This is a genomic window from Methylobacterium sp. J-048 (assembly GCF_022829515.1).
GTDB lineage: Bacteria > Pseudomonadota > Alphaproteobacteria > Rhizobiales > Beijerinckiaceae > Methylobacterium.
Genome location: NZ_JAKSYL010000066.1, coordinates 1 through 25,255 on the forward strand (window position 1 = coordinate 1; position 25,255 = coordinate 25,255).

27 protein-coding genes are annotated in these 25,255 nt (G+C 64.1%); 7 read left to right on the top strand and 20 right to left on the bottom strand.

Annotated features, from left to right (window positions below; all coding sequences use genetic code 11):
* The 12 genes from MKL09_RS03635 to MKL09_RS03690 all read right to left on the bottom strand — a co-directional run.
* Window positions 1-606: hypothetical protein (locus MKL09_RS03635; protein ID WP_244018046.1), on the bottom strand; the 606-nt coding region annotated here is incomplete at its 3' end.
* 209 nt (window positions 607-815) lie between these two features.
* Entirely contained in the window at window positions 816-1,652 is an 837-nt protein-coding gene (locus MKL09_RS03640; RefSeq protein ID WP_244018048.1) for a hypothetical protein, read from the bottom strand.
* Window positions 1,652-1,978, bottom strand: a complete 327-nt coding sequence (locus tag MKL09_RS03645; RefSeq protein WP_244018050.1) for a hypothetical protein — start codon at window positions 1,976-1,978, stop codon at window positions 1,652-1,654. The genes MKL09_RS03640 and MKL09_RS03645 overlap by 1 nt, the downstream gene beginning before the upstream one ends.
* Window positions 1,979-1,990: 12 nt before the next feature.
* Window positions 1,991-3,391, bottom strand: coding sequence for a terminase large subunit domain-containing protein (locus MKL09_RS03650; RefSeq protein ID WP_244018052.1), 1,401 nt, complete (start codon window positions 3,389-3,391; stop codon window positions 1,991-1,993).
* Window positions 3,388-3,669, bottom strand: a complete 282-nt coding sequence (locus MKL09_RS03655) for a hypothetical protein (RefSeq protein ID WP_244018054.1) — start codon at window positions 3,667-3,669, stop codon at window positions 3,388-3,390. The genes MKL09_RS03650 and MKL09_RS03655 overlap by 4 nt, the downstream gene beginning before the upstream one ends.
* A 321-nt stretch (window positions 3,670-3,990) precedes the next feature.
* Window positions 3,991-4,515 (bottom strand): hypothetical protein, encoded by a 525-nt coding sequence (locus tag MKL09_RS03660; RefSeq protein WP_244018056.1) that lies wholly within the window; start codon window positions 4,513-4,515, stop codon window positions 3,991-3,993.
* 211 nt (window positions 4,516-4,726) lie between these two features.
* Complete coding sequence (locus tag MKL09_RS03665) at window positions 4,727-7,348, bottom strand: PriCT-2 domain-containing protein (protein ID WP_244018058.1); 2,622 nt, start codon at window positions 7,346-7,348, stop codon at window positions 4,727-4,729.
* Window positions 7,348-7,632 carry a hypothetical protein gene (locus MKL09_RS03670; protein ID WP_244018060.1) on the bottom strand — a complete coding sequence of 95 codons (285 nt, stop codon included), beginning with the start codon at window positions 7,630-7,632 and terminating at the stop codon, window positions 7,348-7,350. Before MKL09_RS03670 ends, MKL09_RS03665 begins: the two co-directional genes overlap by 1 nt.
* Complete coding sequence (locus MKL09_RS03675) at window positions 7,629-7,919, bottom strand: hypothetical protein (RefSeq protein WP_244018063.1); 291 nt, start codon at window positions 7,917-7,919, stop codon at window positions 7,629-7,631. The genes MKL09_RS03670 and MKL09_RS03675 overlap by 4 nt, the downstream gene beginning before the upstream one ends.
* A 210-nt stretch (window positions 7,920-8,129) precedes the next feature.
* Window positions 8,130-8,324, bottom strand: coding sequence for a helix-turn-helix transcriptional regulator (locus MKL09_RS03680; protein WP_244018065.1), 195 nt, complete (start codon window positions 8,322-8,324; stop codon window positions 8,130-8,132).
* A 98-nt stretch (window positions 8,325-8,422) separates the two neighbouring features.
* Window positions 8,423-8,944 carry a hypothetical protein gene (locus MKL09_RS03685; RefSeq protein ID WP_244018067.1) on the bottom strand — a complete coding sequence of 174 codons (522 nt, stop codon included), beginning with the start codon at window positions 8,942-8,944 and terminating at the stop codon, window positions 8,423-8,425.
* Window positions 8,945-8,982: 38 nt separating this feature from the next.
* Window positions 8,983-10,260 carry a tyrosine-type recombinase/integrase gene (locus tag MKL09_RS03690; protein ID WP_244018069.1) on the bottom strand — a complete coding sequence of 426 codons (1,278 nt, stop codon included), beginning with the start codon at window positions 10,258-10,260 and terminating at the stop codon, window positions 8,983-8,985.
* A 460-nt stretch (window positions 10,261-10,720) separates the two neighbouring features.
* Here MKL09_RS03690 and MKL09_RS03695 point away from each other — a divergent pair, with 460 nt between their 5' ends.
* Window positions 10,721-11,488 carry a hypothetical protein gene (locus MKL09_RS03695; RefSeq protein ID WP_244018071.1) on the top strand — a complete coding sequence of 256 codons (768 nt, stop codon included), beginning with the start codon at window positions 10,721-10,723 and terminating at the stop codon, window positions 11,486-11,488.
* Between the two features lie 253 nt (window positions 11,489-11,741).
* Here the strand turns inward: MKL09_RS03695 and MKL09_RS03700 are convergent, their stop codons facing one another.
* The 3 genes from MKL09_RS03700 to MKL09_RS03710 all read right to left on the bottom strand — a co-directional run bounded on the left by MKL09_RS03700 (window position 11,742) and on the right by MKL09_RS03710 (window position 14,073).
* Window positions 11,742-12,677 carry a phosphatase PAP2 family protein gene (locus MKL09_RS03700; RefSeq protein WP_244018073.1) on the bottom strand — a complete coding sequence of 312 codons (936 nt, stop codon included), beginning with the start codon at window positions 12,675-12,677 and terminating at the stop codon, window positions 11,742-11,744.
* Window positions 12,678-13,093: 416 nt separating this feature from the next.
* Window positions 13,094-13,486, bottom strand: coding sequence for a hypothetical protein (locus tag MKL09_RS03705; RefSeq protein WP_244018075.1), 393 nt, complete (start codon window positions 13,484-13,486; stop codon window positions 13,094-13,096).
* A 356-nt stretch (window positions 13,487-13,842) separates the two neighbouring features.
* Window positions 13,843-14,073 (bottom strand): helix-turn-helix domain-containing protein, encoded by a 231-nt coding sequence (locus tag MKL09_RS03710; protein WP_244018133.1) that lies wholly within the window; start codon window positions 14,071-14,073, stop codon window positions 13,843-13,845.
* A 68-nt stretch (window positions 14,074-14,141) separates the two neighbouring features.
* Here MKL09_RS03710 and MKL09_RS03715 point away from each other — a divergent pair, with 68 nt between their 5' ends.
* The 3 genes from MKL09_RS03715 (at window position 14,142) to MKL09_RS03725 (ending at window position 15,524) form a co-directional block, all read left to right on the top strand.
* The gene (locus MKL09_RS03715; protein WP_244018077.1) at window positions 14,142-14,291 is read left to right on the top strand and encodes a hypothetical protein; all 150 of its coding nucleotides are present in this window, start codon (window positions 14,142-14,144) and stop codon (window positions 14,289-14,291) included.
* 98 nt (window positions 14,292-14,389) lie between these two features.
* Window positions 14,390-15,187, top strand: coding sequence for a pyrimidine utilization protein D (rutD, locus tag MKL09_RS03720; RefSeq protein WP_244018079.1), 798 nt, complete (start codon window positions 14,390-14,392; stop codon window positions 15,185-15,187).
* The gene (locus MKL09_RS03725; protein ID WP_244018081.1) at window positions 15,168-15,524 is read left to right on the top strand and encodes a hypothetical protein; all 357 of its coding nucleotides are present in this window, start codon (window positions 15,168-15,170) and stop codon (window positions 15,522-15,524) included. Before rutD ends, MKL09_RS03725 begins: the two co-directional genes overlap by 20 nt.
* A 313-nt stretch (window positions 15,525-15,837) precedes the next feature.
* On the opposite strand, the gene MKL09_RS03730 is transcribed toward MKL09_RS03725, so the two are convergent.
* Window positions 15,838-16,170: a hypothetical protein gene (locus MKL09_RS03730; protein WP_243940810.1), complete on the bottom strand. Its 333-nt coding sequence runs from the start codon at window positions 16,168-16,170 to the stop codon at window positions 15,838-15,840.
* Window positions 16,171-16,321: 151 nt separating this feature from the next.
* Here MKL09_RS03730 and zwf point away from each other — a divergent pair, with 151 nt between their 5' ends.
* Window positions 16,322-17,785, top strand: coding sequence for a glucose-6-phosphate dehydrogenase (gene zwf, locus MKL09_RS03735; protein WP_244018083.1), 1,464 nt, complete (start codon window positions 16,322-16,324; stop codon window positions 17,783-17,785).
* A gap of 196 nt (window positions 17,786-17,981) precedes the next feature.
* Here the strand turns inward: zwf and MKL09_RS03740 are convergent, their stop codons facing one another.
* The 4 genes from MKL09_RS03740 to MKL09_RS03755 all read right to left on the bottom strand — a co-directional run bounded on the left by MKL09_RS03740 (window position 17,982) and on the right by MKL09_RS03755 (window position 21,911).
* Complete coding sequence (locus tag MKL09_RS03740) at window positions 17,982-18,350, bottom strand: DUF3768 domain-containing protein (protein WP_244018085.1); 369 nt, start codon at window positions 18,348-18,350, stop codon at window positions 17,982-17,984.
* Window positions 18,351-18,362: 12 nt separating this feature from the next.
* The gene (locus MKL09_RS03745) at window positions 18,363-19,043 is read right to left on the bottom strand and encodes a hypothetical protein (RefSeq protein ID WP_244018087.1); all 681 of its coding nucleotides are present in this window, start codon (window positions 19,041-19,043) and stop codon (window positions 18,363-18,365) included.
* Window positions 19,044-19,282: 239 nt separating this feature from the next.
* Window positions 19,283-20,335: a hypothetical protein gene (locus MKL09_RS03750; RefSeq protein ID WP_244018089.1), complete on the bottom strand. Its 1,053-nt coding sequence runs from the start codon at window positions 20,333-20,335 to the stop codon at window positions 19,283-19,285.
* 244 nt (window positions 20,336-20,579) lie between these two features.
* Complete coding sequence (locus MKL09_RS03755; RefSeq protein WP_244018091.1) at window positions 20,580-21,911, bottom strand: MFS transporter; 1,332 nt, start codon at window positions 21,909-21,911, stop codon at window positions 20,580-20,582.
* A gap of 175 nt (window positions 21,912-22,086) precedes the next feature.
* Between MKL09_RS03755 and cyoA the strand changes: the two genes are divergently transcribed.
* Window positions 22,087-23,193 (top strand): ubiquinol oxidase subunit II, encoded by a 1,107-nt coding sequence (gene cyoA, locus MKL09_RS03760; protein WP_244018093.1) that lies wholly within the window; start codon window positions 22,087-22,089, stop codon window positions 23,191-23,193.
* Window positions 23,194-23,260: 67 nt separating this feature from the next.
* Window positions 23,261-25,255, top strand: a complete 1,995-nt coding sequence (cyoB, locus tag MKL09_RS03765) for a cytochrome o ubiquinol oxidase subunit I (RefSeq protein ID WP_244002471.1) — start codon at window positions 23,261-23,263, stop codon at window positions 25,253-25,255.

A 25,255-nucleotide genomic window follows, 5' to 3' on the forward strand; every position in this document is an offset into this window, starting at 1 on the left:
CAACGCCTTGTCATTCCCGAGAACTTGAAGCTTACCCTTCTGAATTGACCATGAGGTCCGGGTGGCCGCGCAGATCTGGCGTAGGTGGTCCTTCACGTTGCCGAACAGCGCAGCGCCGCGAGGGAACTTGTTCTTGGATAGTGCCTCGGTGTCGATGTAGCCGAGAGCCACGTCGAGCGCCTTCATCGGCTCGAAACAGGCCATCACGCGGTCGTTGTGCGTGTGACCAGCCGATAGGGTTTTGCTGACGACTGCGTAATTGCGCGCGGTACCTTTGTCAGTAGCTAGGATCGCCAGAACTTTGTCGGTCACGTCGGCGCGCAGATTGCGGGCCTGGATGATCTCGCCGTCAAACAGCACATAGGACTGCCCGGTCACGTATCCGGCGCTGACCTTCACTCGCTTGCCGACCAAGAAGGCCGGCTGCGTGCTGCTGTCCTTCAAATTGTAGACGCCAATGCGCGCCACGTTCGGTGTGCTGGTGTCCTTCATGGTGATCTCGAACGTCATGCGCAGGCCCTGCCCGCCGTTCTCGTCGCCGCGGTAGGTCCAGGTCGCGCCGCCCTCGATCTCGACGGACATGTTGCGCAGGTATTGGTCGGTCATGGCCGCTCCCGAATAGGCGCCCCCGGCACGTCATGCGCGCCGGAGGCTTCGTCGCGAGAACCCTGGGGATGGAGTACCCCCGTTTCTCTGTCGCGGTTACTTATCAGCGCCACTCGACGACTTGGCGCCGCGCAGGTGACGAGCCCGCGCTACCGAACGACACCAGTGGCCCGACCCGTAGAAGGGCGCCCCGGCATCCGCCCGGATCTCTATTCCGGCAGGGCGAGACGAGCGTCCGCGTCGATCGTCAGCGCCGCCACGTAGGTGCCCCACGCCTCACGCATCCGCCGGTTGACCGCCGTCTCGACGTTGGCCGCCTGAACCTTGATGACTGCGCCGCCGGAGAGTCGGGTGGTCGCGGACTGGTAGGGGGCGCCCAACGAGGCGTTCGGGCCGAAGTGCGCGCCGATCTGACCGATTCCGCTGGCCAGGGCGTCCGCTTCGGCACGCATTGCCTCGACGCGCCGGGCAATGGCTTCCGCGTCCCGGGTGACGACGCGGTAGACCGCCTGCTGCACCCGCAAGCCGGCGTCGGCCGCCAACTGCTGCCGGGCCAGGGCGGTGGTCGTCAGGGCCTGACACGCCTGTTCGGCCGAGGCGGCACGGGACTGCGCAGCGACGTGCCGGCCGTGCGCCTCGGCGCTGTCGGTATTGGCCGGGTGCGGATCGGTGAGGCCACCCTCGGCCCAGCGGGCAATCCGTTCCGCCAGGTCGTCGCCGATCCGGCTCACCTCGGCCGCGGCTTCCGCAACTGCTTTCGTGGCCTGCCGGTGCAGCTCGCGCCCGCGCTCGGCGGCTTCGATTGCGCGGGCATGGTCGGCGTCGCGCAAGGTGCGCTCGGCAATGGCGAGCCGCAGACGGTCGCGAAGCTCGACCTCGCCTCCGATATCACTCTCCGGCGCCGGCAAGGCTCGGATCGGCTGTTCCCGCTGCTGCCGTTCTGCGATGCGCGCGCGGCGCTCGGCAAGCTGGTCAGGCGTGGCGAACTCGCCATCATCCGACAGGGTGCGGACGCCTTCGCGGCCCATGCGGTCGAGGTAAGCCATCAGCGAGCCCTCCGGCCGGACTGGAGGAAGGCGCGCAACCGGGTGGCCTGCTCGACCTTCAGCCTGGCGTCCGCCACACCGGCGCGGGCTGCGTCCGCGAAAGCCGCGCGGCGAGCCGCCTGCCGGGCTTCACGGTCGTTGGCGTGGGCGGGATGCACATGGCCGTGGCCACCGCAGGAGCACGGGGCGTCACCGCAATCGTGGGTGACGGTGCCGGCGCCGCGGACGATCACGTCCGACACGATGGCGTCGCCGAACCGGTGCCGGGCCGCCGCCGGGCCTTCCTTCAGGATGAGACGCTTCACAGCGTTTCGGTCGGTCGTCATGGTGGTGACCTCCTATCCGGCCAATCGGGTGTAGAGTTCGATGATCGACGGCTTCGACGAGAGCAGCAGCGCTCCGGCTACGGCGTTCGCCACGTCGTCGTGAGCACCGGGGGCGTGATCAATGCTATCGCGCCCGCCGCGAGCAGTGCGGCGCTCTAGGGTGATGAGCTGCGTCGAGAGCACTGGCACATCGAGTAATTCGACCTCGCCCGAATTCAGCCGAGGCAGGATGTCGGTGTAGATCGCGCTCTTGTACTTCTTGGACTCTTCGTAGGTGATACCGTGACGCTTGAAGCTCTCGGCAGGCCATTCGCCGCCGTACCTGTCGCCAGTCACTGCGGTTAGCCGATAGCGTTTCAGCAGATCGGCGAACTCCGAGACCACAGCCTCTGGGCTGAACGGCGCCTTGCGCTCGCGCACCGCATCGAGAACAGCACGGCCTTCTTCTTGGTGGCTGATCGCAAGCGTCATCGAGTCTGACGCACCGCCCGATGGGTCGGTGAAGGCGTGGTAGGACAGATCCGAAACGGGGGGCCGCTCCATCACGCCACGCGGGATCGCGGCTTCGACCACCTCCCGCGAGACGAACGTCTCCACGTCGGTTCGGAACTGCGCGCCGTACTCAGCCGAGGCGCTCGCGGGGTCGCGCTCCATCGCCTCGTCGATTACCCTCTGCGGGACGCTCGGGTTCATGGTGCGGGTCGCGGCACGCCAGACCAGCGCGGGCGCATCGTCCCGGCCGTGGTAGCGCTGGAAGGCATCGTAGAGCGCGCCACGCCGCGCGTAGGGGCTGCTGGCGCACAGCATCATTCCGTTCGGGATCGTCGCCATCGCCGGCCGCAGGGCGTCCAGGATCTCGTAGTCCGGGCTGGCCGAGGTGTCGGAGGGCCAGAACGCCAACTCGTCGCACAAGGCGGCTGCCAGGGTGCGGCCGCGGACGGCGCGGTATGAACTGGTGCCGACCTCAATCGTCACCCGGTTCTTGAGGTCGAACTCGTCGGCCGTCTCCCGCTCGATCATGCGGGCCAGCATCGGCACCTCGGTGAGTAGACCGCGAATGTACCGGAAGATGGTCCGAGCCTGCCGGCGGTCCGTGGCGATGATCAGGATGGTCGCCCGCTCGCCTGGGGCGAGGTACTGGCGGTAGTCTCGGAAGCAGGCCAGGTAGACCGCGATCAGGGCCAGCACGAAGCTCTTGCCGGCACGACGCCCGCAGATGAGCCAGGCCTCGGTGCTGGCAGCCTCGGGCATCGTCTGGCGACCCGTACAGGCCCGGTAGGTGGTCGCCTCAGCCTCGGACAGCGGCAGCCCGAACAGGGCACCTACGAAGCCCCTCCAGGCAGCCCAGGTGTCGGCATCCTTGAACCAGGGGCCGAACAGCTTTGGGTCGGACATGGCCTGAAGCAGGTTCATGCCGCCGTGCCCTCAATGTAGTGGCGCAGGTCAGGCGTCACGTCGCGGTGGCGGCGCTGCAGGCCGGTTGCCTCAAGCAGGCGTCGCAGGTTGCCGGCGGTGCGGGAATAGAGGTCCAAGCCCTCGGCATCGGCCTCGCCATCAGTGGCGAACCGCTCCTCCATCCGCTCGAGCTCGACGGTCAGCGTTGCCGCCCGGCGGATCAGCGATTTCTCGGCTTCGGACACCGCGGCCTCGCCACCAAGGTCCGACAGGTGCAGAGCCATGAGGTCCCGCATGCGACGAGCCCAGCCCGAGCGACCGTCCACGTTCTGCAGCAACGCGCTGCCGTTCGTGACGCGGCTCCTATGGGCTCGCTTCTGGGCGTCTATGCTGGGGCTATCTGCCACCGATCCAACAGCCTTATCGGACATCTGTTGGACAAAGATAGTCTAGGCGGTGCGCTAAGTCATTGTACGTGTTTGTTTATCTGTGTGTGCCGCTGTTCAATCTATCGCCTTGCTAAAGCGGCAACGCTGAAATTCGGCCCCTAGGATGCTGCCGCCAGATTTTTCAATGTCTACTGCGGTAAGCTTTGCCTTATCGCTTCCTGAGAGCTGCTAACCCCCATGTGAGACGTTGCGGCTGGTGACGACGTAGGTGAACGACCGGCGATATGCGCCTGTATCGATCAGGGGCTTGGTGCCGGTGCGGCCGCGGTAGATCCGAGCTTTGATCGTGCGTTCAGCCAAGGGCGCGAAGGCGCCATCTGTGATCTGCTGCTGGACGGCAGACACGCCCAGGAGCCCAATGGTGTGTAGGGCCTTCTCCGGGGCGTCGAGGTCGCCGAGGAAGGCCTTGGCAGCCGCCACCTTCAGCCGCTCGGCCACCTGCTCTCGGATGCTCTCGACGCCCGGCACGAGATGCGGCCGAGCCGGCAGGTTGTGTTCCGGCTGGCCGTTCTCGAACAGGTAGCCCAACACGGCATTGTTGATCGGCGCTTCGCCCTTCTCTGCGGGGTGCATGCTGTCGCCGGGAATGCCGATCAGCACGCGCTTCTCTAACTCGCGCATGACGGCGCGAGCGAAGGGGTCGAGTTTGCCGGGCTTAATTGTGAGCTTACTGGTGATCGCCATAGCTTCCATCGCGCAAGGATTAGGGGTTTTGGGGGTTTTAGGGGTTTCTTTTGGCCGCTGCGCTCAAACTGTCAGCATCGCTGATGCGCTCGCCAACACGCTCGGCGTGGACGTACTCCCCGTCCCCGAAAAATACGAATAGAAGTTGATCTGACAGTTAGCCGCTTTGGGATGAAAAAAACCCCTAAAACCCCTGAAACCCCTAACCTCACCCGGCGCATCAGAACTCCGATGCCACCAACCCGGAAGACGCAGCGCCGATCTGGCAGAGCGAAAATCGGTTCCCGTTGCTGCTGTCGACCTTCATCTCGATCCGATACCCGTCGACGACGCGCCCCTTGATGCGAGCCAGCCACCTACCCAGCCGCCGGCTGTTCACGACACCGCCCTCCCCGGCCTGCCGCAGCAGCAGGTCGCGAAACTCCGGAAGCAGGAACCCCTGCTGACTGAAGTCGAAGCTTCTGGTCGGCGCCTTCGCACAGGCGGCCTTTGTGATCGCGTTCGTCGTGTAGCCATCGGCAATCGTCAGGTGGTCGCGCCAATGCCCGAACAGCTCGCGGATGGCGGACAACTCCGGATCTTCCTCGCGCGCCGTCTCCATGCTTTCGGCCGGATCAGCCTGACCGAGCCAGATCAGTGGAGCGCGAACCATCTCAGACCATTCGTCATAGGACCCGAGGGGCCCGCACACAGTCGGACGGCCCGCGACCCCGTAGGCTCGGATCACAGTCAAGGCCGCCGCGACGTAGGCCCCGCGGTCTGCCAGCACTCGGAAGACCGGATCGAAGCCGAAGGTCCGCAACTCCGGCCTGTCCACCTCTGCATCGAGCGAGCAGACCAGGGCGCGCCGGGTCATGTCGCCCAGGAGGACGAGGTTGTTGCCGGTGGCGAACACCGTCGACCGACACTCCAGCTCGGGGGCTTCACTCTTGCCGAGGATCCGGACCCGTACGAGTGGCCGCTCGGTGAGCTGACAGAGCATATCGCCTCCGAGCTCGCCGTTGACGTTGTCGATCGACACGACTGGCACGGCATCCCGCAGCAGGGCCCCGAGGCGCTTCTCGGTCTCTTCCTCAGTCTTGCCCGCTGCGATCACCGGGCAGCGCCGACCCGTGGCGATGGTGCTGGCCAGGTCCACGAGGAACGACTTGCCGGTACCAGGCGTGTGCGCGCGGATGGCGTGCAGCGGAGCGGTGGGCAGCACGCCGCGCACGATGGCAGTGAAGATGCCGGACAACGCCACGGCGCGGTCGATCGGGCCGACGAACGGGAAGCCGTCCAACAGCTTATCGATGAACTGCAGGGCCGCATGCGCCTCCTCCTTCGTCGGCCGCTCGGTCAATGCCGGCAGCACGAAGTCCGGATCGTGGGCGAGGTACAGCCGCGTGGCGGGATCGTACCCCGCTGCCGTCAGCAGCGAGCCATCGGGGCGCAGCGTCGGGGTCGTGATAATCCCGGCAACCTGCGGGCAGCGCCAGAGTCCTTCCCGAGCCAGGAGCGTCGCCGTCATCTCGTGGGGCGGGTTGATGTCGAGCCAGTCATCGGCGCGGCGGTCGAACCTGTGAACCCGCATCGTCCGCGCGGTCACATCGGCCAAGCTCACCGTGGTGAACGGGCACATCCTGGCGACCGTCGTCATGCGGCCCTTGGCGGCCGGCACGGTATCCAGCACGGGCCGCACCAGCGACCCGGCGCGGGCGTAGATCTCGACACCGGCTCCCAACAGCAACGTCTCCATACGGTCGACCGCCTCTGGCACCTTGCCGTAGACGAACCGCACGATGGGGCGCGCGTCATCGTCCTGAGCCTCGGCCTCGGGATCCGCGTTGGCGCGGCGCTCGGCGCGATCTTGCTTGGGGGCACCGGACCGGGAGGCGCCCTGCCGGCGCCAACCATTCTCCACCGCATGATAGAACAGCGTGGCGATCGTCACTGAGCGCCCGCCCGCGAAGCTCGGCCACTTCTGGGACGTGAAGGCCGCATCGTTGTTTGGGGAGGTGGCAGACCAATCCTCCCAGAGGTCGCGACCGCCCTCACCCAAGGCGTCGTAGAGAGCAAAGCCGATCCGGATCCACCCGTCATAGTCGAAGTCGTTCGGGATGCTGCGCAGCGCGTCGGCGATGGTCTCGCGATCGGGCTTCTCGTGGTTCCGGAAACCAGCGGCGCGCCGGCCTACGTCTTCGCGCCTCTTGCCCTCCTGCTTACGCTCCCGCGGCGTCGCACCGCCGTTCTTCCGCAAGATCTCCTCAGCCTCGGCAACGACCTGCACAAGCTTCTCATGTGTCGTCTCGGGGAGATCCTTGAATGCAATCGTCAGCGGCGTGGCGTCATGCCAACGATAAGGCTGCCTCGTCTCGGGATGCAGGCCGAACCCCACGAAATGCTGCCCACGAGCCAGCACCTCGACCTTGGTCGGCTTCTCCTTCGGATCATCGGTAAAGTGGAGCGGGGCGGTCTGGATCTTGTCGATTGCTGCGCTGAGCCGGTAGCAGAGCAACGCCTTCGGATCCCGGCCAATCCGCAACAACGGTGTTTGGCCCAATCGCGTGAGAATGTGCTCCTCAACGACCGCAGCTACCAGTGGGTTCAGAATATCAATGTCGACCCCGACAAGTCTGCCGCACAGCAGGCCCGTGTTGGAGCTGTCCGAGTACTTGTCGCCCCAGCTGCAAATTTCATCCAAGGTCGGCTCGAAACAGCGGGTCTGCCAGCTCGACATCACCGGCCGCTTGCCGGCCGATTTGACATTCATGTTGATGCCGGACACCGGCACGGGGTCGTACCCATTCTCGCGGAGTGCGAGGCGCAGTTCGGTCGGGGATAGACGAAAATGGTCCGTCATCAGGCGCTCCACTCGTCGTCGATCAGGGATCCATCGCTCAGCTCGCCATAGGCGACCGAGCTCCAGTCCGGCCGGGCATCGGGCAGACGCCGCAGGCCGTTGGCCTGCAGCCGCTCGACCTCGGCGCGGGCGTCGAGGAGCCGCTCGAAGTGGATCCGCCGGAGGAACCGCTCGCCGCGGTACTGCTCGGCGCACCACTGGTTGAAGTCGTAGCTGAGCCGCACGGCGTCGGCCTCGATCCGGCGCACGCGATTGCGGGGGAAGGCCAGGACATCGGCGCTCATCGGACGCCCCCCCGCTGGCGGGCACGGGCGCCCATGGCGATGACGTTGAGGCGGGCGGAGGCGTACCGGTCGGTATCCTTCCAATCGCCCGGGAAGAGCTCACACTGAGCTTTCATCACCACGCGGTGCTCACCATCCATGTTCACGACGGTGATGAAGCCGGGGTAGGTTTCCCCGAACCGGAAGGTCAGATCCCCGAGCCGGGTCGGGCGCACGCGGTAGTGCCGACGGCTGTTGTCGAGCCACCAGAGGAAGTCGTCGTGCTGGAGGAGGGGGCGGGCGATCACAGCGCGCCTCCCCTCAGGAGGGTGCGCGCTTCGGCCGGGCCGGTCACGAAGCCGAGGAAGCATCCCCGGCTATCGAAAACAAAGGGCCGGTTGTTGGCGAGGTGCCGGTGGGGTGCTATATCGGAGTGGTCGCTCTGGCGAGAGACACTATCCGAGGGACGTGAGCGCTGGCCGGCGCTCCGTCCCTCAACTGTTTTATAGGCCATCGTGCTACGCGGCCTCCTTCTCAAGAGAAGCTTCGAGTTCGCGCGCACGCAGCCATTCGGCGTCAGCGGTTTCGCTGATCCGGACCGAGCGCCCGACCTTCATGATGCGCGGTGCTTTGCCGACCCGCGCGAGGTTGTAGAACGATGCTCGCGAAAGCTTATGGCGAGCGCACCACTCGGGAATTGTAAGGGACTGCATCTCTGCACCTGCCTTTGTTGTTGGCGGTGCACACTTGTTTCATCTTCGCCCCGAGCTGTCGGACGAAAACCTCCAGAAAACTCCAAAAACCCCTGGCGTTAGGTTTTTGTCCTCGTCCCAAGAGCTGCATAGACCTTGGCCAATCGCGGCCTGATTGAGCTGATCGAACCCTTGCCGCGCCAGTTCTGCTCGCACCAGTCCATCATGATCTCTTCCAATCTGGCCTGCTCGTCGGGCAGTCCGTCAGGAAGGTTGGCAAGTCGAATGACTTCGACAAAGAAATCATCCCAGGGCAAGGTTGGCCTGCCTCCCTGTCCCTTAGTAGGTACGTCGTCCATTGGCGGGGGCGGCTGATCTACAGGGTGCAAGTACCGATCGACACTTCTTCTATCGACATAGACCGTAAGATTTTCGCCATTAGTCCACATTGATAGCTCATTAGAGCAAACTTGGTCGTTTATTATGCCGGTATCAAATATTTCTTTGCCATGAGATCCCATCCAGACACTTGTTGGTATGATCTGGAACCAGTCGTTCATATAATAATAGGCGGCAACCTCACCACCCGCGAACAGACTGCCAAGTCCGTCCGCCTCAATCTCTTGGACCAAGTCGGACAAGCTCACGATATGCGGTGGCAGGAACGCGGGCGTGTTTGTCATTTTGCGATTTGCATCAGCTCGACGTTGTCTGCAGCTCCGCCAAACCGCGGCGCGCCGGCCCGGATCGCGTCAGCGACGTAGCTCGGCGCAAGGTGGCCGTAATGCTTCTCGACCATCCGCGTGTCGGCGTGACCGAGGTTGCGGGACACCACCATCAGCGGCACGCCGGCCATGACGGACAGCGACGCCCAAGTGTGCCGCAGCCCGTGGAAGCCGATTACTGGCGTGATCCTGCCGTTGGCGCAGGCGTCTGCCATAGGTCGAAGCTGATGCGACGCCGCCCACGGCTCGCCATTAGACTTCACGAACATGCGCTCCGTACCGGGGCGACCAGCCACGTGGCGGGCGAAGAAGGCGGCGCCGTCGTCGGTCAGCACGATGTGCCTGGGCTTACCCGACTTCGAGGTGCGGATCGCGACCGTGCCTGAGTCCGGATTGAAGTCCCGGACTTCCAGGGCGCAGAGCTCGCCGTAGCGGGCGCCTGTCTCTAGGCCAGCCTGCACCATGGCTCGGAAGCCAGGCTCAGCGGCGTTGATCAGGCGCTTGGCCTCGGCGATCGTGAGGTACCGGACGCGAGCTGCATCGACGTTCTCGAATGGCTCGACGCGACGCCAGGCTAGGTCCGAGGAGATGCCCCCTCCCCTCCAGGCCCGGTTCAGCGCGCCCTTCAGGATCGTCAGGGTGCGGTTGGCCGACGAGCGGCGCTTGCGCTTCGTCTCGTCATCGATCGCCATCTCGCCGTAGCGCTGCTCGTTGCCGACCTTGGTCCGGATCCGCGGCGCGGCCTTTGCCATATCGGCGAGCCACTTCTCGAGCTGTTTGGTGGTGAGCGCCTCGACCTCAATGTCTCCGAGGGTTGGTAGGATATGAGCCCCTGCCCTCTTGCGAGCGTCGACGCCGGTCTTCCGGTTGGCGTCGAGAAAATCAACGTAGGCGTTCACCGCATCGCGGACGGTGAGCGGCCCTGTCTTCCCGGCAGCGCTGTGGGCTCGCTGGACCATCCTAGAGCGCGCCAAATCCTGTGCCTGTCGGAAGCTCAGCACGGCGACGCCATCAGGATCGGAGAAATCGTCGGCGACTGCGAGGGTCTCGACCTCGTAGTCCTTGTCGCCGATGTAGTGGCGGGCGACCCACTTGCCGGCACCCTTCAGCGGCCGGCGGTAGCCGAGGTGCAGGCCAGGCTCCAGAGTGCGATAGTACGGCTTCCCGCGCGGCAGCAGCCGTTGGCGTGCGGTGCGGGTATCAAGGTTGGCGTCACGAACACTGCGGGCCACGGTTGGGCTCCTCTGCAGGCGATGTCCAACAGATGTCCAATATGCGTCCCTACACGTTCATAGACAAGCCTAGGCCGCTACGAGCTATGTATCTGACCACAAACGGAAATGCTGTACGATGATAGACGCCCATAGACATCGGAGCGTCTCTTTCACGGCGAAAACACGGGTTCGATTCCCGTAGGGCGCGCCAACAAAAACAAGCACTTAGCTCAAGTCGTTGCACTCGGTGTCCAGTTTGTGTCCCGTCGAGCGGGCCGGACAACCTTGGACGACGCTGGTTTTGGTCGGCCATCAGCACGTCGCCAATTCATACCGATTAGGTGTCGCGCTCACCGAAAGCGTGACCATTTGCTCGGAATGGATCTAGGCTATGCTCAACGACACGGTCCCAACCTTTCGGTTTAACCGACCCCGTCTCCCCTCCCCCGCAACTCAGCCGCTTCACCGCCACGAGCCGTTGAGGGCGTATACCGAGCCGAATGCCGCAAAGCCTGCAAGCAAGCCGGCCGCGTCGCTTCGAACCAACGCTGAGGCCGGCAGCCGCGACGCCGTGGCCGCCGACGCCGAACGCTTCCTGCACCAAGCCAAGGGTAATGGGTCTCAGCCGCTCGGCAGCTCGGGTTGGCTACAAAGGGCCGGTTTGAACATCCGCAAGGCGTCGGACGCTCAGCACCTTGAAGCCATCGCGCTGGCCTATGCAACCTACATCCGAATCAGCACCAGCCCGCTGAAGTCCGCGATCATGGCCGAGCTTGAGACCTTGAGCGGGCGCAAGCGCTCGCGCACGACCCACGACCTGCACCTCATCGTCGAGCGGTTCGTCTCCTACGGCGGCGAAACCGCGGCCGAGCGACTCGCGGCGCGCAAGCTGATCAGTCGGGATGTGAGGGCGATCCAGCACCTCGAAGCGGCCAAGGTCCTGCCGAGCGGAGTGCAGGCGCTGGCGGCCACCCCAGGCCAGGGTCTGCACGCTTGGGCGCGTGAGCACGCGGTAGCGAAGCGGGTGTCGTCATCCCCGCCGGGGGCCATCGCAGCTGCTCGACAAGCGAAGGCCGAAGCGCAGCAGCGCGTACTGTTCCACGAGGTGACGATCACGACACGGCGGCCGGACGGATCTCGGAAGGCTCAACGGCGCTACGTGATTACCGGCCTGTTGGGGGATGAGATTGTGGGGCTACGACGGCGCTTGAAGGGGCTGGAAGCGAGATCCGCGCACAAAGCTTAGCTGAGATGACCGAGCCTTCGGCTGAGCGGCATCGAATCGACCAACTGCCACTATGCGCCATGAGCTGAAGTTGGCCGCCCGCCCGGAAGCAGACGTTCCGCGTTCGACCCATGTCGGGCGTGCGGAGCGGCGTCAGAGCTTCCCAAAAGCGGTCATATGCCTGTCGCCATACAGGGGCCGGTCGGGGTGGAAAACGGACTGTTCATCGCGGTGTTCGATTGAGGAACTTGTGATCGCTTTGGGAAGTGCGACGCTAGGCAGCTCCACCAACATCGCAGGTCAAATCTCTCTGGAAAGACAGCCATCCGACCTGGAGATGTGGAACGCTAAAGTTGTGAAAGGTAATGTTGAGCCTGATAGCCGCCGCCGCCACTGCAGCGCCAGCGAAGCAGTCGACAAGATAGTGACCACCATGAGTAAGGGCGGTGATGCAGAACCCTGCGCAAATGGGCAGCACGCAGAGGAATAGACATCGCACGGCTTTCGTCGCATGCAACGCTAGCACCGCAATCGCCACATGCATGGATGGAAAAGATACGAGACCTCCCGATGCGGCGCGGCTGAATTGAGGCATGTCACCCGAGCGCAATGCATACAAGCAGTCCAGCGGCGTTGCCCCTGTCGCTAGAGCAGCAGTCTCAGAGTCCAGCAGCGAGGCTGCACCTGCTGCCGGTAGCAGCGCACAGATCATAAATGCGAGTAAGAATGCTATTAAAGCAGAAGTAAAGAAGCGTTCCCCGATATTTGATCGGTTTTTAAGTGCCAAATCGCTCAAAGTCAAAAGAACAATAAGCGCGGGGAACAGATTGTATATCTCTCCGAGGGCATCGGCTATTTTAGGGTGATCTTTGATCCAGGACATCAGCTTGATATAATCGCAACCGATAAATTTATCTGCCGCCAGCAGTGTATCGTCAATCAACGGAAGAGAAAATATTTGAATGCTATAGCTTAAGCTTATAGTTGCGCTCCAGCCAAATAGAAGCGCCGTAGACAACATTAAAAATCTGCTTACAATATTTCTTTGGATAATTTCTCGAATATTATCGAGATTGAATATTTTCATAATCATGAATATAAACGAGATGCCTCCGAATAACAGAGCTTCGTCTCGTAGTCCGAACCGCGGCGGCAAAAATCTATTGATTTCCGAGACAATTGCTGCTGCGGCGGTCGCCGCTACAATCAAGCTTTAAGTCCGCTTACGCATGAACGTAGAGTAGGGTCGCGGTACTTTACATTTGGTTACATTTCAATTTGACGTTGGTTGTTCGGGGTTAGGGCGTCGAAAAGGCGAACACGAAGTCCATGCGCGTTGTCTCGATGTCGCCCTTTACGGCGGGTCTGAGTGGTCTGCTTCGATCCATTGCCGCTCACAGTGTACCGACCCGACACCACGCGCTCAGTCGTCAAGCACAGTATACCATGCTGCCGCGGATCCGACTTGCGAGGGTTCTGCAAAGGATCGGAAACAGGCCCGGCCGCTACGTCTGCTTCCCTACATTGTCGCCCGAAAGCGGACGGGCAGAAAACCACCCATCCCAGTCGTAGGTCTCTGCCTCACCAGGGGGCCTGCAAACGGACGTTCCCGGTTTCTGCAAATGGTCATACCTCGACGTCGTAAGCGGCGAGCTCGGGCAGCATCGCCTCGATCACGAAATCCGCGAATGCCGCTGGCACGTCGAGGTAGAACTCGCGATCGGAATAGGCACCGACATGAGCTGGCAGCCCCCGTGCTGTGAACCACGAGGCCAGCCGGGCGAGGTCGGCTTCCGGGGTGGCGCTGAGGAACGAGATCTGTGAGCGATCCCGGTCGACATCCCGGTGCCCGGTGTCACTGCAACTGAGCTGAAGGTCGACGTTGGCCCCGGGTTGCCGCAACCACACGGCGCGTTCGGTGCGCCGCAGCTCCACAAACCCCAGCTGCTGGACGAACATGTCCACGACGGTCTGGAAATGAGCCGGGTTGACCCGGTTGGCGACGTGGTTGAACCGCAAGACCCAACTCCGTCCCATCCCAGTGGGAAACGGCATAAAGGATGGGTTCGAAGGCGTCGAGGAACCGATCGATGGAGTTAAGGCTGAGGTTCCTCCGGCCCCAGCACCTACCCTATAGCCTCGCCCAGCCGAGCTTGGCCATACGCGTCACATCGATCGCGATGAGACTATATGGCAGGCAACGAAAAAACCTTACAGGCAGCGTCTTCGACCCGGTTGAGCCGAACGGAAGCGGGTTTGAGGGCATCGAGGGGCTGGTTGAAGGTTTTGGGCAACTGCACCTGGGCGCCGACGCCTGAACCCCCTACCCACCCTCGCAAAAGCCTGTGTATCGCGTGCATCCCGTGCAGGGCCGATCAACGCCGCTTTCGTCCCGCCGGCAGGGGTGACGGCTCGGCCTCATCGCTCGCCGGCACCGCCAGCAGGTCGAGGATGTCCACCGCCAAAGCCGTCGCCAAGCGGTCGAGCAGATCCACGGTCGGGTTGAATTCGCGCCGCTCGATACCGCTCACGTAGGTGCGGTCTACGCCGGCATCGACCGCCAGACTTTCCTGGGTGATGCCGCGCTCAACCCGCAGCCGCCGCAGGTTCCAGGCGACGCGCGCTCGGTCTCGCCCGCCGCTCCGACACGCAGGAAGGGCTGATCCACGTCGTCATGATGGGAGCCGCCATCGGGCTGGAGATCGTCGCCACCCTGCCGGACGACGACAAGGGCCGCGCCGTTGCCGACTTCACCGGCCCGGCGGTCCTGCGTGCCGCTGAATTGGCTGAGACCGAATTCGCCGCCCGCCCGGAGGCCTGCTGATATCCGACCCCGACCGTAGCCCCATCCCAGCCACTCAGACGAAGTGCGGTGGCAGGACATTTGCCACCCTTCAAAGCCGATCAGCCGAGGTTCAAGCCATGCACTACATCATTCATGGGCGATCCGAAGAAACCGCTCCGACTATCTTGCTGTCGGCCGGGCTCGGCGGCTTGGGCATCTACTGGAAGCCTCAACTTGACGCTCTCGGCGAACAGTACCGTGTCGTGGTCTACGATCACCGCGGAACTGGCAGGAACTGGGAAGAGCTGCCTTCCGAATATACGATTGCGGATATGGCTGATGACGTGCTCGACGTCCTGGATCGAGCAGGCGTGCAACGTTGCCACTTCGTTGGCCACGCGCTCGGCGGCCTGGTCGGCATTGATCTCGCTCTGCGTGCAGCGGAACGCCTGTCGAGCTTGGTCCTCGTCAACGCCTGGGCGAAGGTCGACACCCACACCCGGCGTTGCTTCGATGTCCGTACTGCGTTGCTGAAACACGGAGGTCCCGAAGCTTACCTGCGGGCCCAGCCGATCTTCCTGTACCCCGCCCCGTGGCTCTCGCGGCATGCAGAGCGGGTGGCACGGGAGGAAGTCGAAGGCATCCGGCATTTCCAGGGGAGCCACAATCTGCATGCCCGCCTCGGGGCACTCCTCGCGTTCGATGCCGAGGGGCGACTGGGCGAAATTCAGGTGCCGACGCTGGTCGCTGCTTCGCGCGACGATGTGCTGGTCCCGTACACGCGCTCGGAAGATCTCGCTCGCGCCATCCCGGCCTCGCGCTTGGCGCTCGCTGCCGAAGGCGGGCACGCCCATTCAGCCACAGATCCTGATCGGTTCAACGCCGATCTGATCGGCTACTTCAGTGAGGCAACCCATGCCCGCCACCCCCATTGAGGCGGCCGCCGACGCCCTGTTGCGCATCGTCGTTACGGGCGAGCGGGAGCGCAGCGCCGCTGCCAACTCCAGCTGGGCCAAGGGCAAGCCGTGGATTGACACCAGGGCTCCGGCGGCCGCGGATACCCTCGACGTCGCCGGCCTCGCTGCGGATCCAATCGGCACCGCTTGCCGGGCCGAACTGCGCCGCATCGGCCACGCCCTGCACGCCGCCAACCCGGGCGAGGACTTCGTCGCCCTGTCCGTCGAGATCGCGGAAATGGACCCGACACACGCGGGCTGGCGGCCAATGGTTCTTGAGATGGCTTGGCACGGGGTCGGAGGGCGCCCGTCGTGACCGGCCTACACCAGCCAGTTTAGCCCTTGGCGCCTGGCCTCTATCAAACAGGTAGGACGCCGGTCCGATCCCTCACGCGAAGTGTGAAGGCAGGCTCAGCGCCTGAGCGTAGCTCATCAGCGCGAAAGCTCCGCCGATCAGCGTGGCAGCTATGGTGATGCGGTTCGTCCAGGTCATCGTCGGCTCCATCGGGTTCGCGACTGTCGTCGCCGTGTGATCCCGATGTATGCCCAAGATTTCCGGCCTGACGTGTTCCGGGACACCTATGGTGCGATTGATCCTCCGAGCCTTCCCAGTAAACCCCAGCCCGCATTCAGATCGTCTCGTAGGCGAACAGGATCGCGATCATCGACAGGCTGGCCAACCCAAGGACGAAGCAGATGTCGGCACATCGCTCCAGACGGACTGCCAGCTCGTTCTCAGCCGTCAGGCGGATCGACAGGTAGGAAGTAACCGCACTGACCAGGAACAGGATTGCGGTCAGGGCGGCATACTCGTCGACGTGGCTCGGTCCGATCCGGGCTTCGAGGAGTTTCACCAGGCCGATCAGCGTGGTGCACACGCCGACCATCGTGCCCGCGTTCGGCAGGATGTGGCGCGATAGCCCGTCCCCTTCCGACCTTGATGCTCTTCGCCGTTCGATCATCCGGCCCGCTCCCGCGTCCGTGCGCAGGCTGCCTTCTACTGCACCCAGCGTTCTGCGCCTGCCGCCTGCATGCCCAGGCAATCTGGTGATTGGCACTCCTGTTGCTGACGGCCTGTCGCAAGGATCTTGACGTGCCTCGCGGAGCAGTGCTGTGAAGAAGCTACCTCCCGACGTCGGGCCAAAGCACCCGCAGGCCGTCGTCCTGTTCGGCGCCACCGGGGACCTCGCTCAACGCAAGCTCCTGCCCGGGCTGTTTCATCTGGTCAGCGCAGGCTTCATTCCGGCCTGTCGTATCATCGGTGTCTCCCTGGACGACCTTGATGCCGACGGCTTCCGGACCGCGGCACGCGGAGCTCTGAATCGGTTTGCCACGCGCCGCGTCGGTGACGAGGCTTGGACGGCATTCTCAGAGATCCTTGATTACGTGCCGATCTCGGCGGGGCCAGCGGCGCTGCGCGAGGCGGTGGATCGGGCGCGGGATACGCTTGGGGTCGAGACCCGCCTCCTGCACTATCTCAGCGTGCCGCCGGCCGCAGCCCTCTCGGCGGTCAAGATGCTCTCGGACGCCGATCTCGCTGAAGGCTCGCGGGTCGTGATGGAGAAGCCGTTCGGGGTCGATTTGGAGAGCGCTGTCAATCTGAACGCACGCCTGCACGCGGTGTTCGACGAGGCCCAGATCTTCCGGATCGACCACTTCCTCGGCAAGGAGCCGGCCCAGAACATCTTGGCGTTTCGCTTCGCCAATGGCCTGTTCGAACCGATCTGGAACCGCAACTTCATCGACCACGTACAGATCGACGTGCCGGAGACGCTGGGCCTGGGCAACCGCTCGGCCTTCTACGAGGCCACCGGAGCTTACCGTGACATGGTGGTGACCCACCTGTTCCAGATCTTGGGCTTCATGGCCATGGAAGCTCCGACGTCCCTTGAGCCAGCACCAATCTCCGAGGAAAAGAATAAGGTTTTCCGCTCGATGCTGCCCCTGGACCCGCGTGACGTGGTCCGGGGCCAGTACAGCGGCTACCGCTCGGAGCCCGGCGTCGATCCGGAGTCCGACACCGAAACCTTGATTGCCCTCAAGTGCCAGATCGACAACTGGCGGTGGGCCGGCGTGCCGTTCTACCTGCGCACTGGTAAGCGGATGGCGGAGGGTCAGCGGATCATCTCGATCGCCTTCCGCGAGCCGCCTAAGAGCATGTTCCCGGCAAACTCCGGCGTCGGGGCGCAGGGGCCGGATCACCTCACCTTCGACCTCGCCGACGCCGCGAAGATGTCCCTGTCGTTCTACGGCAAGCGGCCGGGACCAGGGATGCGGCTCGACAAGCAGAGCCTGCAGTTCTCGATGCGCGACACCGGATTGGCCGGCGATGTCTTGGAGGCCTACGAGCGCTTGATCCTCGATGCAATGCGCGGTGATCGCACGCTGTTCACCACTGCGGAGGGTATCGAGCGCCTGTGGGAGGTCTCGGTCCCACTCCTTGAAGCTCCGCCGCCTGTACGGCTGTACGAGCCGGGTTCGTGGGGGCCGAAGTCGATCCACCAGCTCGTGGCGCCTTTCGCGTGGCGCTTACCGTTTGAGCGGGCGTGGCGGGACACGGTCCCTGTCGATGGATGAGCGTCCGCATTACCCAACGCTCGGGATGGACCGTGAAGAGGCTGCCGCCGACGAGCGTGCAGGCCAGCCGAGGCACTGGGGTCATCGTCTGGCAGCGGGGCCCTGTTACTCTGCCCCGCGGCTGCGGGCGTATGGCGTCACTGGCATGAGGCAGATCGCTTCGGGTCACCCGCGGCACCTTGCAGAGGGGGCCACGTCAGTACTCATCGGCGCGCATGATGGTCAGCACGCGGGTCGTCACCGCGGGGTCGATTGGGTCCGGCGAATGACCGAGCAGCGCCCGGTCGTAGGCGTCGATCTTCCAGAAGAACCGCTCGCCCCCGACCTTGACCGCGCCGAAGTCGTGCTCGCCGTGAGGATCGTTTTCGGCGTCGAAGCGATCGAAGCGGCGCACGGCCAGCAACAGGGCGATGCGGTCGGCCTCGCGCAGATCGACCACCCCCGGGGTTTCAACGACCTGCCCCCCGGCGAAGCTGCGCCGGAATGCATCGTTCAGGGCCCGCACCCGCGCGACGGGGTCAGCCGCCGCGGGGTTCGACCCAGCGTTATGGATCCGGGTGTTCATAACCGATCCCCCTCAGGCCGCTTCGATAGCGGCGGTGTTGGGGTGCAGCAGGGCCATGTGCTCGCGCCGGCGCACGAGGAGGGGCAGGTCCGGCCAGTCGCGCCAGCGTAGGGTGTAGATCCCGCCGGTCTTCGCCTCGATCACCTCGGCCTCGTACCAGCCGTCCTGCTCCCCTTCCGAGATCAGCACGAGGCTGCCGGTTGCGACGCCGGCCCAGCTCCGCGGATATCGGGCTTCGCCGGTTGCGGTCGCTTTGGAGGTTTGGTCGCCTACATCGCCCGTCGCCGTAGCAGTCCCGTGCGCGACCGTTTCGCCTGCCGCGGTTGCCTTAGCCCCGACCTGCCCAGCCAAGGCGCTAAGGCGATCGTACACGCCCTTTTTGACGAACGGCACGAAGGCCCGACCAGAGGCGAACACGCGGCCAGACGGCAACTCCGCCGCAAGAGTTCGGTGCGCCTCGGTACTGAGCGGCAGGGTCCGCATGTTCATCATCCCCGCGGCCTTCATTGCGAGGGCAGCGTCGGGCTCGGCGAACCAGGAGGCGTGCGGTTTCCCGTCCTTATCGGTGCCAAATACGATCAGCGCTGGCGCGGGTTTGGCAGCCGGGGTTTCCGCCTGAGCGTCAATGTCGGGGCCCCTCGCTGGGTCGGGATTCGTCGACTGCTCTTCGGCCTTAGTGACAATCGCGATCATGGCAAGCTCCTGAAATGCGAAAGGGGCCCCGGATTGGACCCCTTGCTCGTTGTGGATGGGTAGGTGAGGCTCAAGGCAGGCCGTGGCCTCTGTTGGCGATGTGGTCGCTTTCGTGTGGGCTGCGGTCGAATCATCATGGCCTTGGGTTTGGGCAGCTTCGCATCGCCCGCCATCATTTATATAGGTATATATTCTTATTGTCAACCTGTTTGGCAGAGGCGCGCTCTCGCGCGACAGTTCTAGCGACGGTCGCAGACCTCGAAAGCTGGGCACCCGCGCTGATGACAGCCGAGCCGATCGTCGATGCGATTGCCGTTGCAGATGTCCCAGCCAGCCTCCGCGCAAAAGCCCCACAGCGCCGCTTGAACAAAACGCGGGAAGGTCGCTGGGAAATCTGGGTTGTAGGCCCGGGCATCGATCCTGCAGGCCAAGCCTTCGATGATCTCCGCGCAGCCGCCAGGCGCCGTACAGGCCGGCCCGAAGGCGTGTTCGGCGTTGAAGCGCGCCAAGGTGCCGGTCCGACGCAGGAAATTATGGACGAGGGAGTCGACGGCGATCATCCACGATCCAGCTGTGACCCAGCGTTCCCGGTTCTGGTCGGCGCCGAGCAGAAGGTCAGCCAGCATCATCGCCCAGAGCTTCGGTCCGATGCCGTAGATTTCGCAGAGGGGACTGAGAACGGCCTCCCGCATGCGCGGACCACGCTCGGGTGCCCCAGAGCCGGGATCGGCCTCGGCGAGCCGTTTATCGATCCAGCCGACGAAGTCGTCGTCGCAGACATCGCGAATGAAGAGGGCGAGGCTGTAGGCGGCCTGGTTCAGCGATCCTTTCCTCAGCCTCGGGAGGGGTAAGGTGCAGGCGTCGATGTGAGCCGGTTCGGCGCAGGTCCGGTCGACCCTGCGATACCCGCACGCCTCAAAATGCCAGTAGCTCGTAAGGCGTGTGCACCTCTGAGGTACCGACAAGGCCGCCTGGATTTCGGCGTTTGTCACCCCGCCATGCTGCTCGGCGTAGCGCGATGCGATCTGATCGGAGATACCCTGAAGCGGCACGAGGCTCATCATCCAGTCGAAGATCGGAGCGCTGTCGTAAGTCGCGACCGCTTGCGAAACGCCGTTTGCTGTTTGATGGTCCTCTAGGTGGTTTAGAAACGTAGCCGGAGCGAGGGCAAGCGCAGGTTTAACCACGCGATAAAGATGATCCCATGGATCTGCGCTAGATTGATTTGCATCGCTATAAATTAGCTTCATGCTGGCAACTTTATCAATTGCCGCAATAAGACTGTCAAACAACTTCTAATTTATAGTCATTTCGGCCGGCGCAATGGCCGATCGGAAACTTGAATCGAATTCTGGCAGGCGATCACCGCGAAAGTTTTTGATGGCAGGCGGTGCGGTGCCGAATGACCGGTTATGGCCGAAAGCTGTCTGTCCGGTTTTTAGCAATCTGTGGCGTGGAGCAGACGGGATGGATCGCTCCCGCTCCCGGCGTTGCGGCGCCAAGATGTTGCTGTCACGCAGCGGGAGTTTCGAGCCACTACGATGCATGGCCTCCCTCCCGGTTGAGGGCCAGCGCCAGCAGCGTGCAGACCGCCCCGGAGAGGAGGTAGGCCCCCACTGAGATCAGCCCGAACTTGCTCGCCAGCAGCAGGGCGACGAGCGGCGCGAAGCCGGCGCCGATGAACCACGCGGCCGTCGCCGTCGTGCCCGCGCCCGTGTAGCGATGCTTAGACGAGAAGCTGCCGTTCAACGCGCCCGAGGACTGACCGAAGGCCAGCCCCAGAAGCCCGAAGCCGAGCAGCACGTAGGTCCATTCACCCGCTACGCCCCTGTCGAGCAGCTGGGGCGCGAAGCCGCTGTAGGCACCGATCAGCACGGCGGACAACCCGAGCACCGTTCGGCCGCCGATCCGATCGGCGATAATCCCCGATAGGGCGACGGCCAGCAACCCGACGACTGCCCCAACAAGCTCAATCACCAAGAAGTGCAGCGGTGCATCGCTCGACGTGAGGACAACCCACGACAGCGGAAACACGGTGACGAGATGGAACAGCGCGAAGCTCGCCAGGGGAGCAAACGCGCCGAGGATCACAGTCCGCCACTCCTCGCGGAACAGCCCGGCCACAGGCGACGGCTGCAACTCGCGGCTGTCGTACAGGCGCTCGAATTCGGGGGTCGAGATCAGCCGCAGCCTGGCGAACAGCGCCACGACGTTGATCACGAAGGCGACGAAGAACGGGTACCGCCAGCCCCAGTCGAGGAAGTCCGCCGGTCTCAGCGTGAGAAGCAGAAACGCGAACAGGGCGCTGGCCACGAACATCCCGATGGGCGCGCCGAGCTGCGGGACCATTCGGAACCAGCCGCGCCGCTCCGGCGGTGCGCTAAGCGACAGGAGTGCAGGCAACCCGTCCCAGGTGCCGCCCTGGGCGAAGCCCTGCCCGATCCGCAACACGGCCAGAATAACCGCTGCGACACCTCCGACCTGTGCGTAGCCGGGCAAGAACGCCATGGCGGCGGTCGATCCCCCAAGTAGGAAGAGCGCGACAGTCAGCTTGACCCCCCTCCCGTGCCTGCGGTCGACCCACATGAACGCGAGCGCGCCGAAGGGCCGAGCGACGAATGCCGACGAGAAGATCGCGAAGGAGTAAAGCGTGCCGGTGAGCGCGTCGGCGTAGGGGAAGATCAGCGACGGGAACACCAGTACCGAGGCGATCGCGTAGACGAAGAAGTCGAAGAACTCCGACGACCGCCCGATGATGACGCCCACCGCGATCTCGCCGGGCCGGATCCGATGCTCCCGCGCGTTGACGAGGCGGGCGTCGCGCTCCAGCGGCGTCGAGCTCGCGGCACTGGCGGTCGTGGCTGCCATTCGTTCGATCCTCTCCTCCACCCCGCCGCGGGGCCTCGCTCCGTGCACTTGCGCGGCATCCGGGCCGGCGGCCGACCATAGCGGCAGAAAATCCGGGGTGGTTTGACCGCGGTCAAAGTCGACCGGAAGCTTGGCGGCTATCCGAAAGGCCATGCCCAGCCCAGATTCCAGCCTCATGAGACGGGCCGCCGGCCTCCCGCTCCTCGTCCTGCCGCTCCTGCTCGGCGGCTGCGACATGGTGGTGATGAACCCGACCGGCGATGTCGCCTATCAGCAGCGCAATCTGATCCTGTTCTCGGTCGGGGTCATGCTGCTCATCATCGTGCCGGTGATGGTGCTGACCGTGCTGTTCGCCTACCGATACCGGCACGGCAACCCGAACAAGACCTACGATCCCAGCTTCGACCATTCGACCACGCTCGAACTGGTGATCTGGTCCTGCCCGCTGCTCATCATCATCGCGCTGAGCGCGGTGACCTGGACGAGCACCCACCTGCTCGACCCATTCCGGCCGCTGGAACGCGTCGCACCGGGCGTTCCGGTCCCGGCCGACGCCAAGCCGCTGAACGTCCAGGTCGTGGCGCTCGATTGGAAGTGGCTGTTCATCTATCCCGACCTCGGGATCGCGACCGTGAACGAGCTGGCGCTGCCGGTGAACGTGCCGGTGCGCTTCTCGATCACCTCGACGGACCAATTCAACACCTTCTACGCACCGACACTCGCCGGCATGATCTACGCCATGCCGACCATGCGTTCGGAACTGAACGCTGTGCTCAACAAGCCCGGTGAGAGCTGGGGGTACTCGGGCAACTACACGGGCCGTGGGTACTCCGACATGCGCTTCAAGTTGCGCGGCGTCGAGGGGGCCGATTTCGACCGCTGGGTGGCGGACGTGAAGGCGGCAGGAAGCGGCCTGGAGCTGTCCACCCTCGTCGAGCTGATCAAGCCGAGCGAGAAGGTGCCGGTGATGCGCTTCGCCTCCGTCCAGGATGGCTTGTTCGACCGCGCGGTCAACCGCTGCATCGAGCCCGGCAAGCCGTGCATGGTCGACGTCATGCGGCAGGACATGCAGGCGAGCGGCGGACATCCGCACCACTCGCACCCGGCTCCCGCCATGCCGCCGGGCCGCGAGGCGGGGCCGCTGATCGGCGACAAGCCGAAGCCCGCGCTCGAGAAGGCACCCAACGAGAAGGGCACGGGCCCGAACGTCACCAAGCCAGTCGGCCCCGACTCCCCCGGCCAGCTCAAACCGGGCGACGCGCAGAACCGCGACCTCCAGTAGCCCGAGATCGAGCCCTTTGCCGCTCCCGGCACGCGGAGCGGGCCTAATCCCTCGCCACGGGACCATCATGACCGAGACGACACTCAAGACGATCTTCGGCCGCCTAGGCTGGGAGTCGTTCCCAATCCACGAGCCGATCCTGTTCGGCACCTTTGTCGTCGTCGCGCTGCTCGGCCTCGCCATCGTCGGCGCGGTGACGTGGTTCCGGCTCTGGGGCTATCTCTGGAAGGAGTGGTTCACGAGCGTCGATCACAAGAAGATCGGCATCATGTACGTCATCCTCGGCATCATCATGTTGCTGCGGGGCTTCGCCGACGCGCTGATGATGCGGGCTCAGCAGGCGATCGCCTTCGGGGCTAACGAGGGTTACCTGCCCGCCCATCACTACGATCAGATCTTCACCGCCCACGGGACGATCATGATCTTCTTCGTGGCGATCCCGCTGGTGGTCGGCTTGATCAACTTCGTGATGCCGCTCCAGATCGGCGCGCGCGACGTCGCCTTTCCGTTCCTGAACAACCTGAGCTTCTGGCTTACCGCCGCCGGCGCGGTGCTGACGATGACCTCGCTGTTCATCGGCGAGTTCGCACGCACAGGCTGGCTCTCCTACGCGCCCCTGGCGGGCCTGGCATACAGCCCGGATACTGGCGTCGACTACTACCTGTGGTCGCTGCAGATCGCGGGTGTCGGGACGACGCTGTCGGCGATCAACATGGTCGCGACCATCATCAAGATGCGGGCGCCTGGCATGACCATGATGAAGCTGCCGGTCTTCTGTTGGACCGCGCTGTGCTCGAACGTGCTGGCGATCGCTATCTTCCCGGCGCTCACGGTCGCCTTCTTCCTGCTGATGCTCGACCGCTACGTCGGGACCAATTTCTTCACCAACGAGCTCGGCGGTGCGCCGATGATGTACTGGAACATGGTCTGGATCTGGGGGCACCCTGAGGTCTACGTGCTCGTCCTGCCCGCGTTCGGCATCTACTCGGAGATTACCTCGACCTTCGCCGGCAAGCGCCTGTTCGGCTACACGTCGATGGTCTACGCGACGGTTGTCATCACCATCCTGTCCTACCTGGTCTGGCTGCACCACTTCTTCACGATGGGCGCAGGCCCAGCCGTCAACAGCTTCTTCGGCATCGCCACGATGGTGATCTCGATCCCCACGGGGGCCAAGGTCTTCAACTGGCTGTTCACGATGTATCGCGGCGACATCCGGTTCGAGCTGCCGATGATGTGGGTGGTGGCCTTCATGCTGACCTTCGTGGTCGGCGGCATGACCGGCGTGCTGCTCGCGATCCCGCCCGCCGACTTCGTGCTCCACAACTCGCTGTTCCTCGTAGCGCACTTCCACAACACCATCATCGGCGGCGTCGTGTTCGGCCTGTTCGCCGCCATGGTCTATTGGTTCCCCAAGGCGTTTGGGTTCAAGCTCGACCCGTTCTGGGGCAAGGTCGCGTTCTGGGGCTGGGTCGTGGGCTACTGGGTGGCCTGGACCCCGATCTACGTGGTCGGCCTGATGGGCACCACCCGCCGCGTCCACCACTTCGACGACCCGAGCATCCAGCCGTACTTCGTCGTCGCCGCGATCGGCGCGCTCATTATCCTGGTCGGCATCCTTGGCTTCGTGATGAGCATCGTAATGGGCTTCGTGAAGCGCGAGGAGCTGCGCGACACGACAGGCGACCCGTGGGATGGCCGCACGCTCGAATGGTCCACCTCTTCGCCGCCGCCGGCCTACAACTTCGCCTTCCTGCCCGTCGTGCACGACTTGGACGCGTGGTACGACATGAAGGCGCGCGGCTATCAGCGGCCGGCGGGCGAGTTTCGCCCCATCCACATGCCGCGGAACACCGGCACGGGCGTGATCCTCGCCGGCCTGTCGCTCGCCCTCGGGTTCGGCATGGTCTGGTACATGTGGTGGCTCGCCGCCCTGAGCTTCATCGGCCTGCTCGCCGTGGCGGTCGGACACACCTTCAACTTCAAGCGCGACACCTTCATCCCGGCCGCCGAGGTCGCGGCGACGGAGAACGCGCGGCAGCCGCTGGCCGTGGGGGCGTGA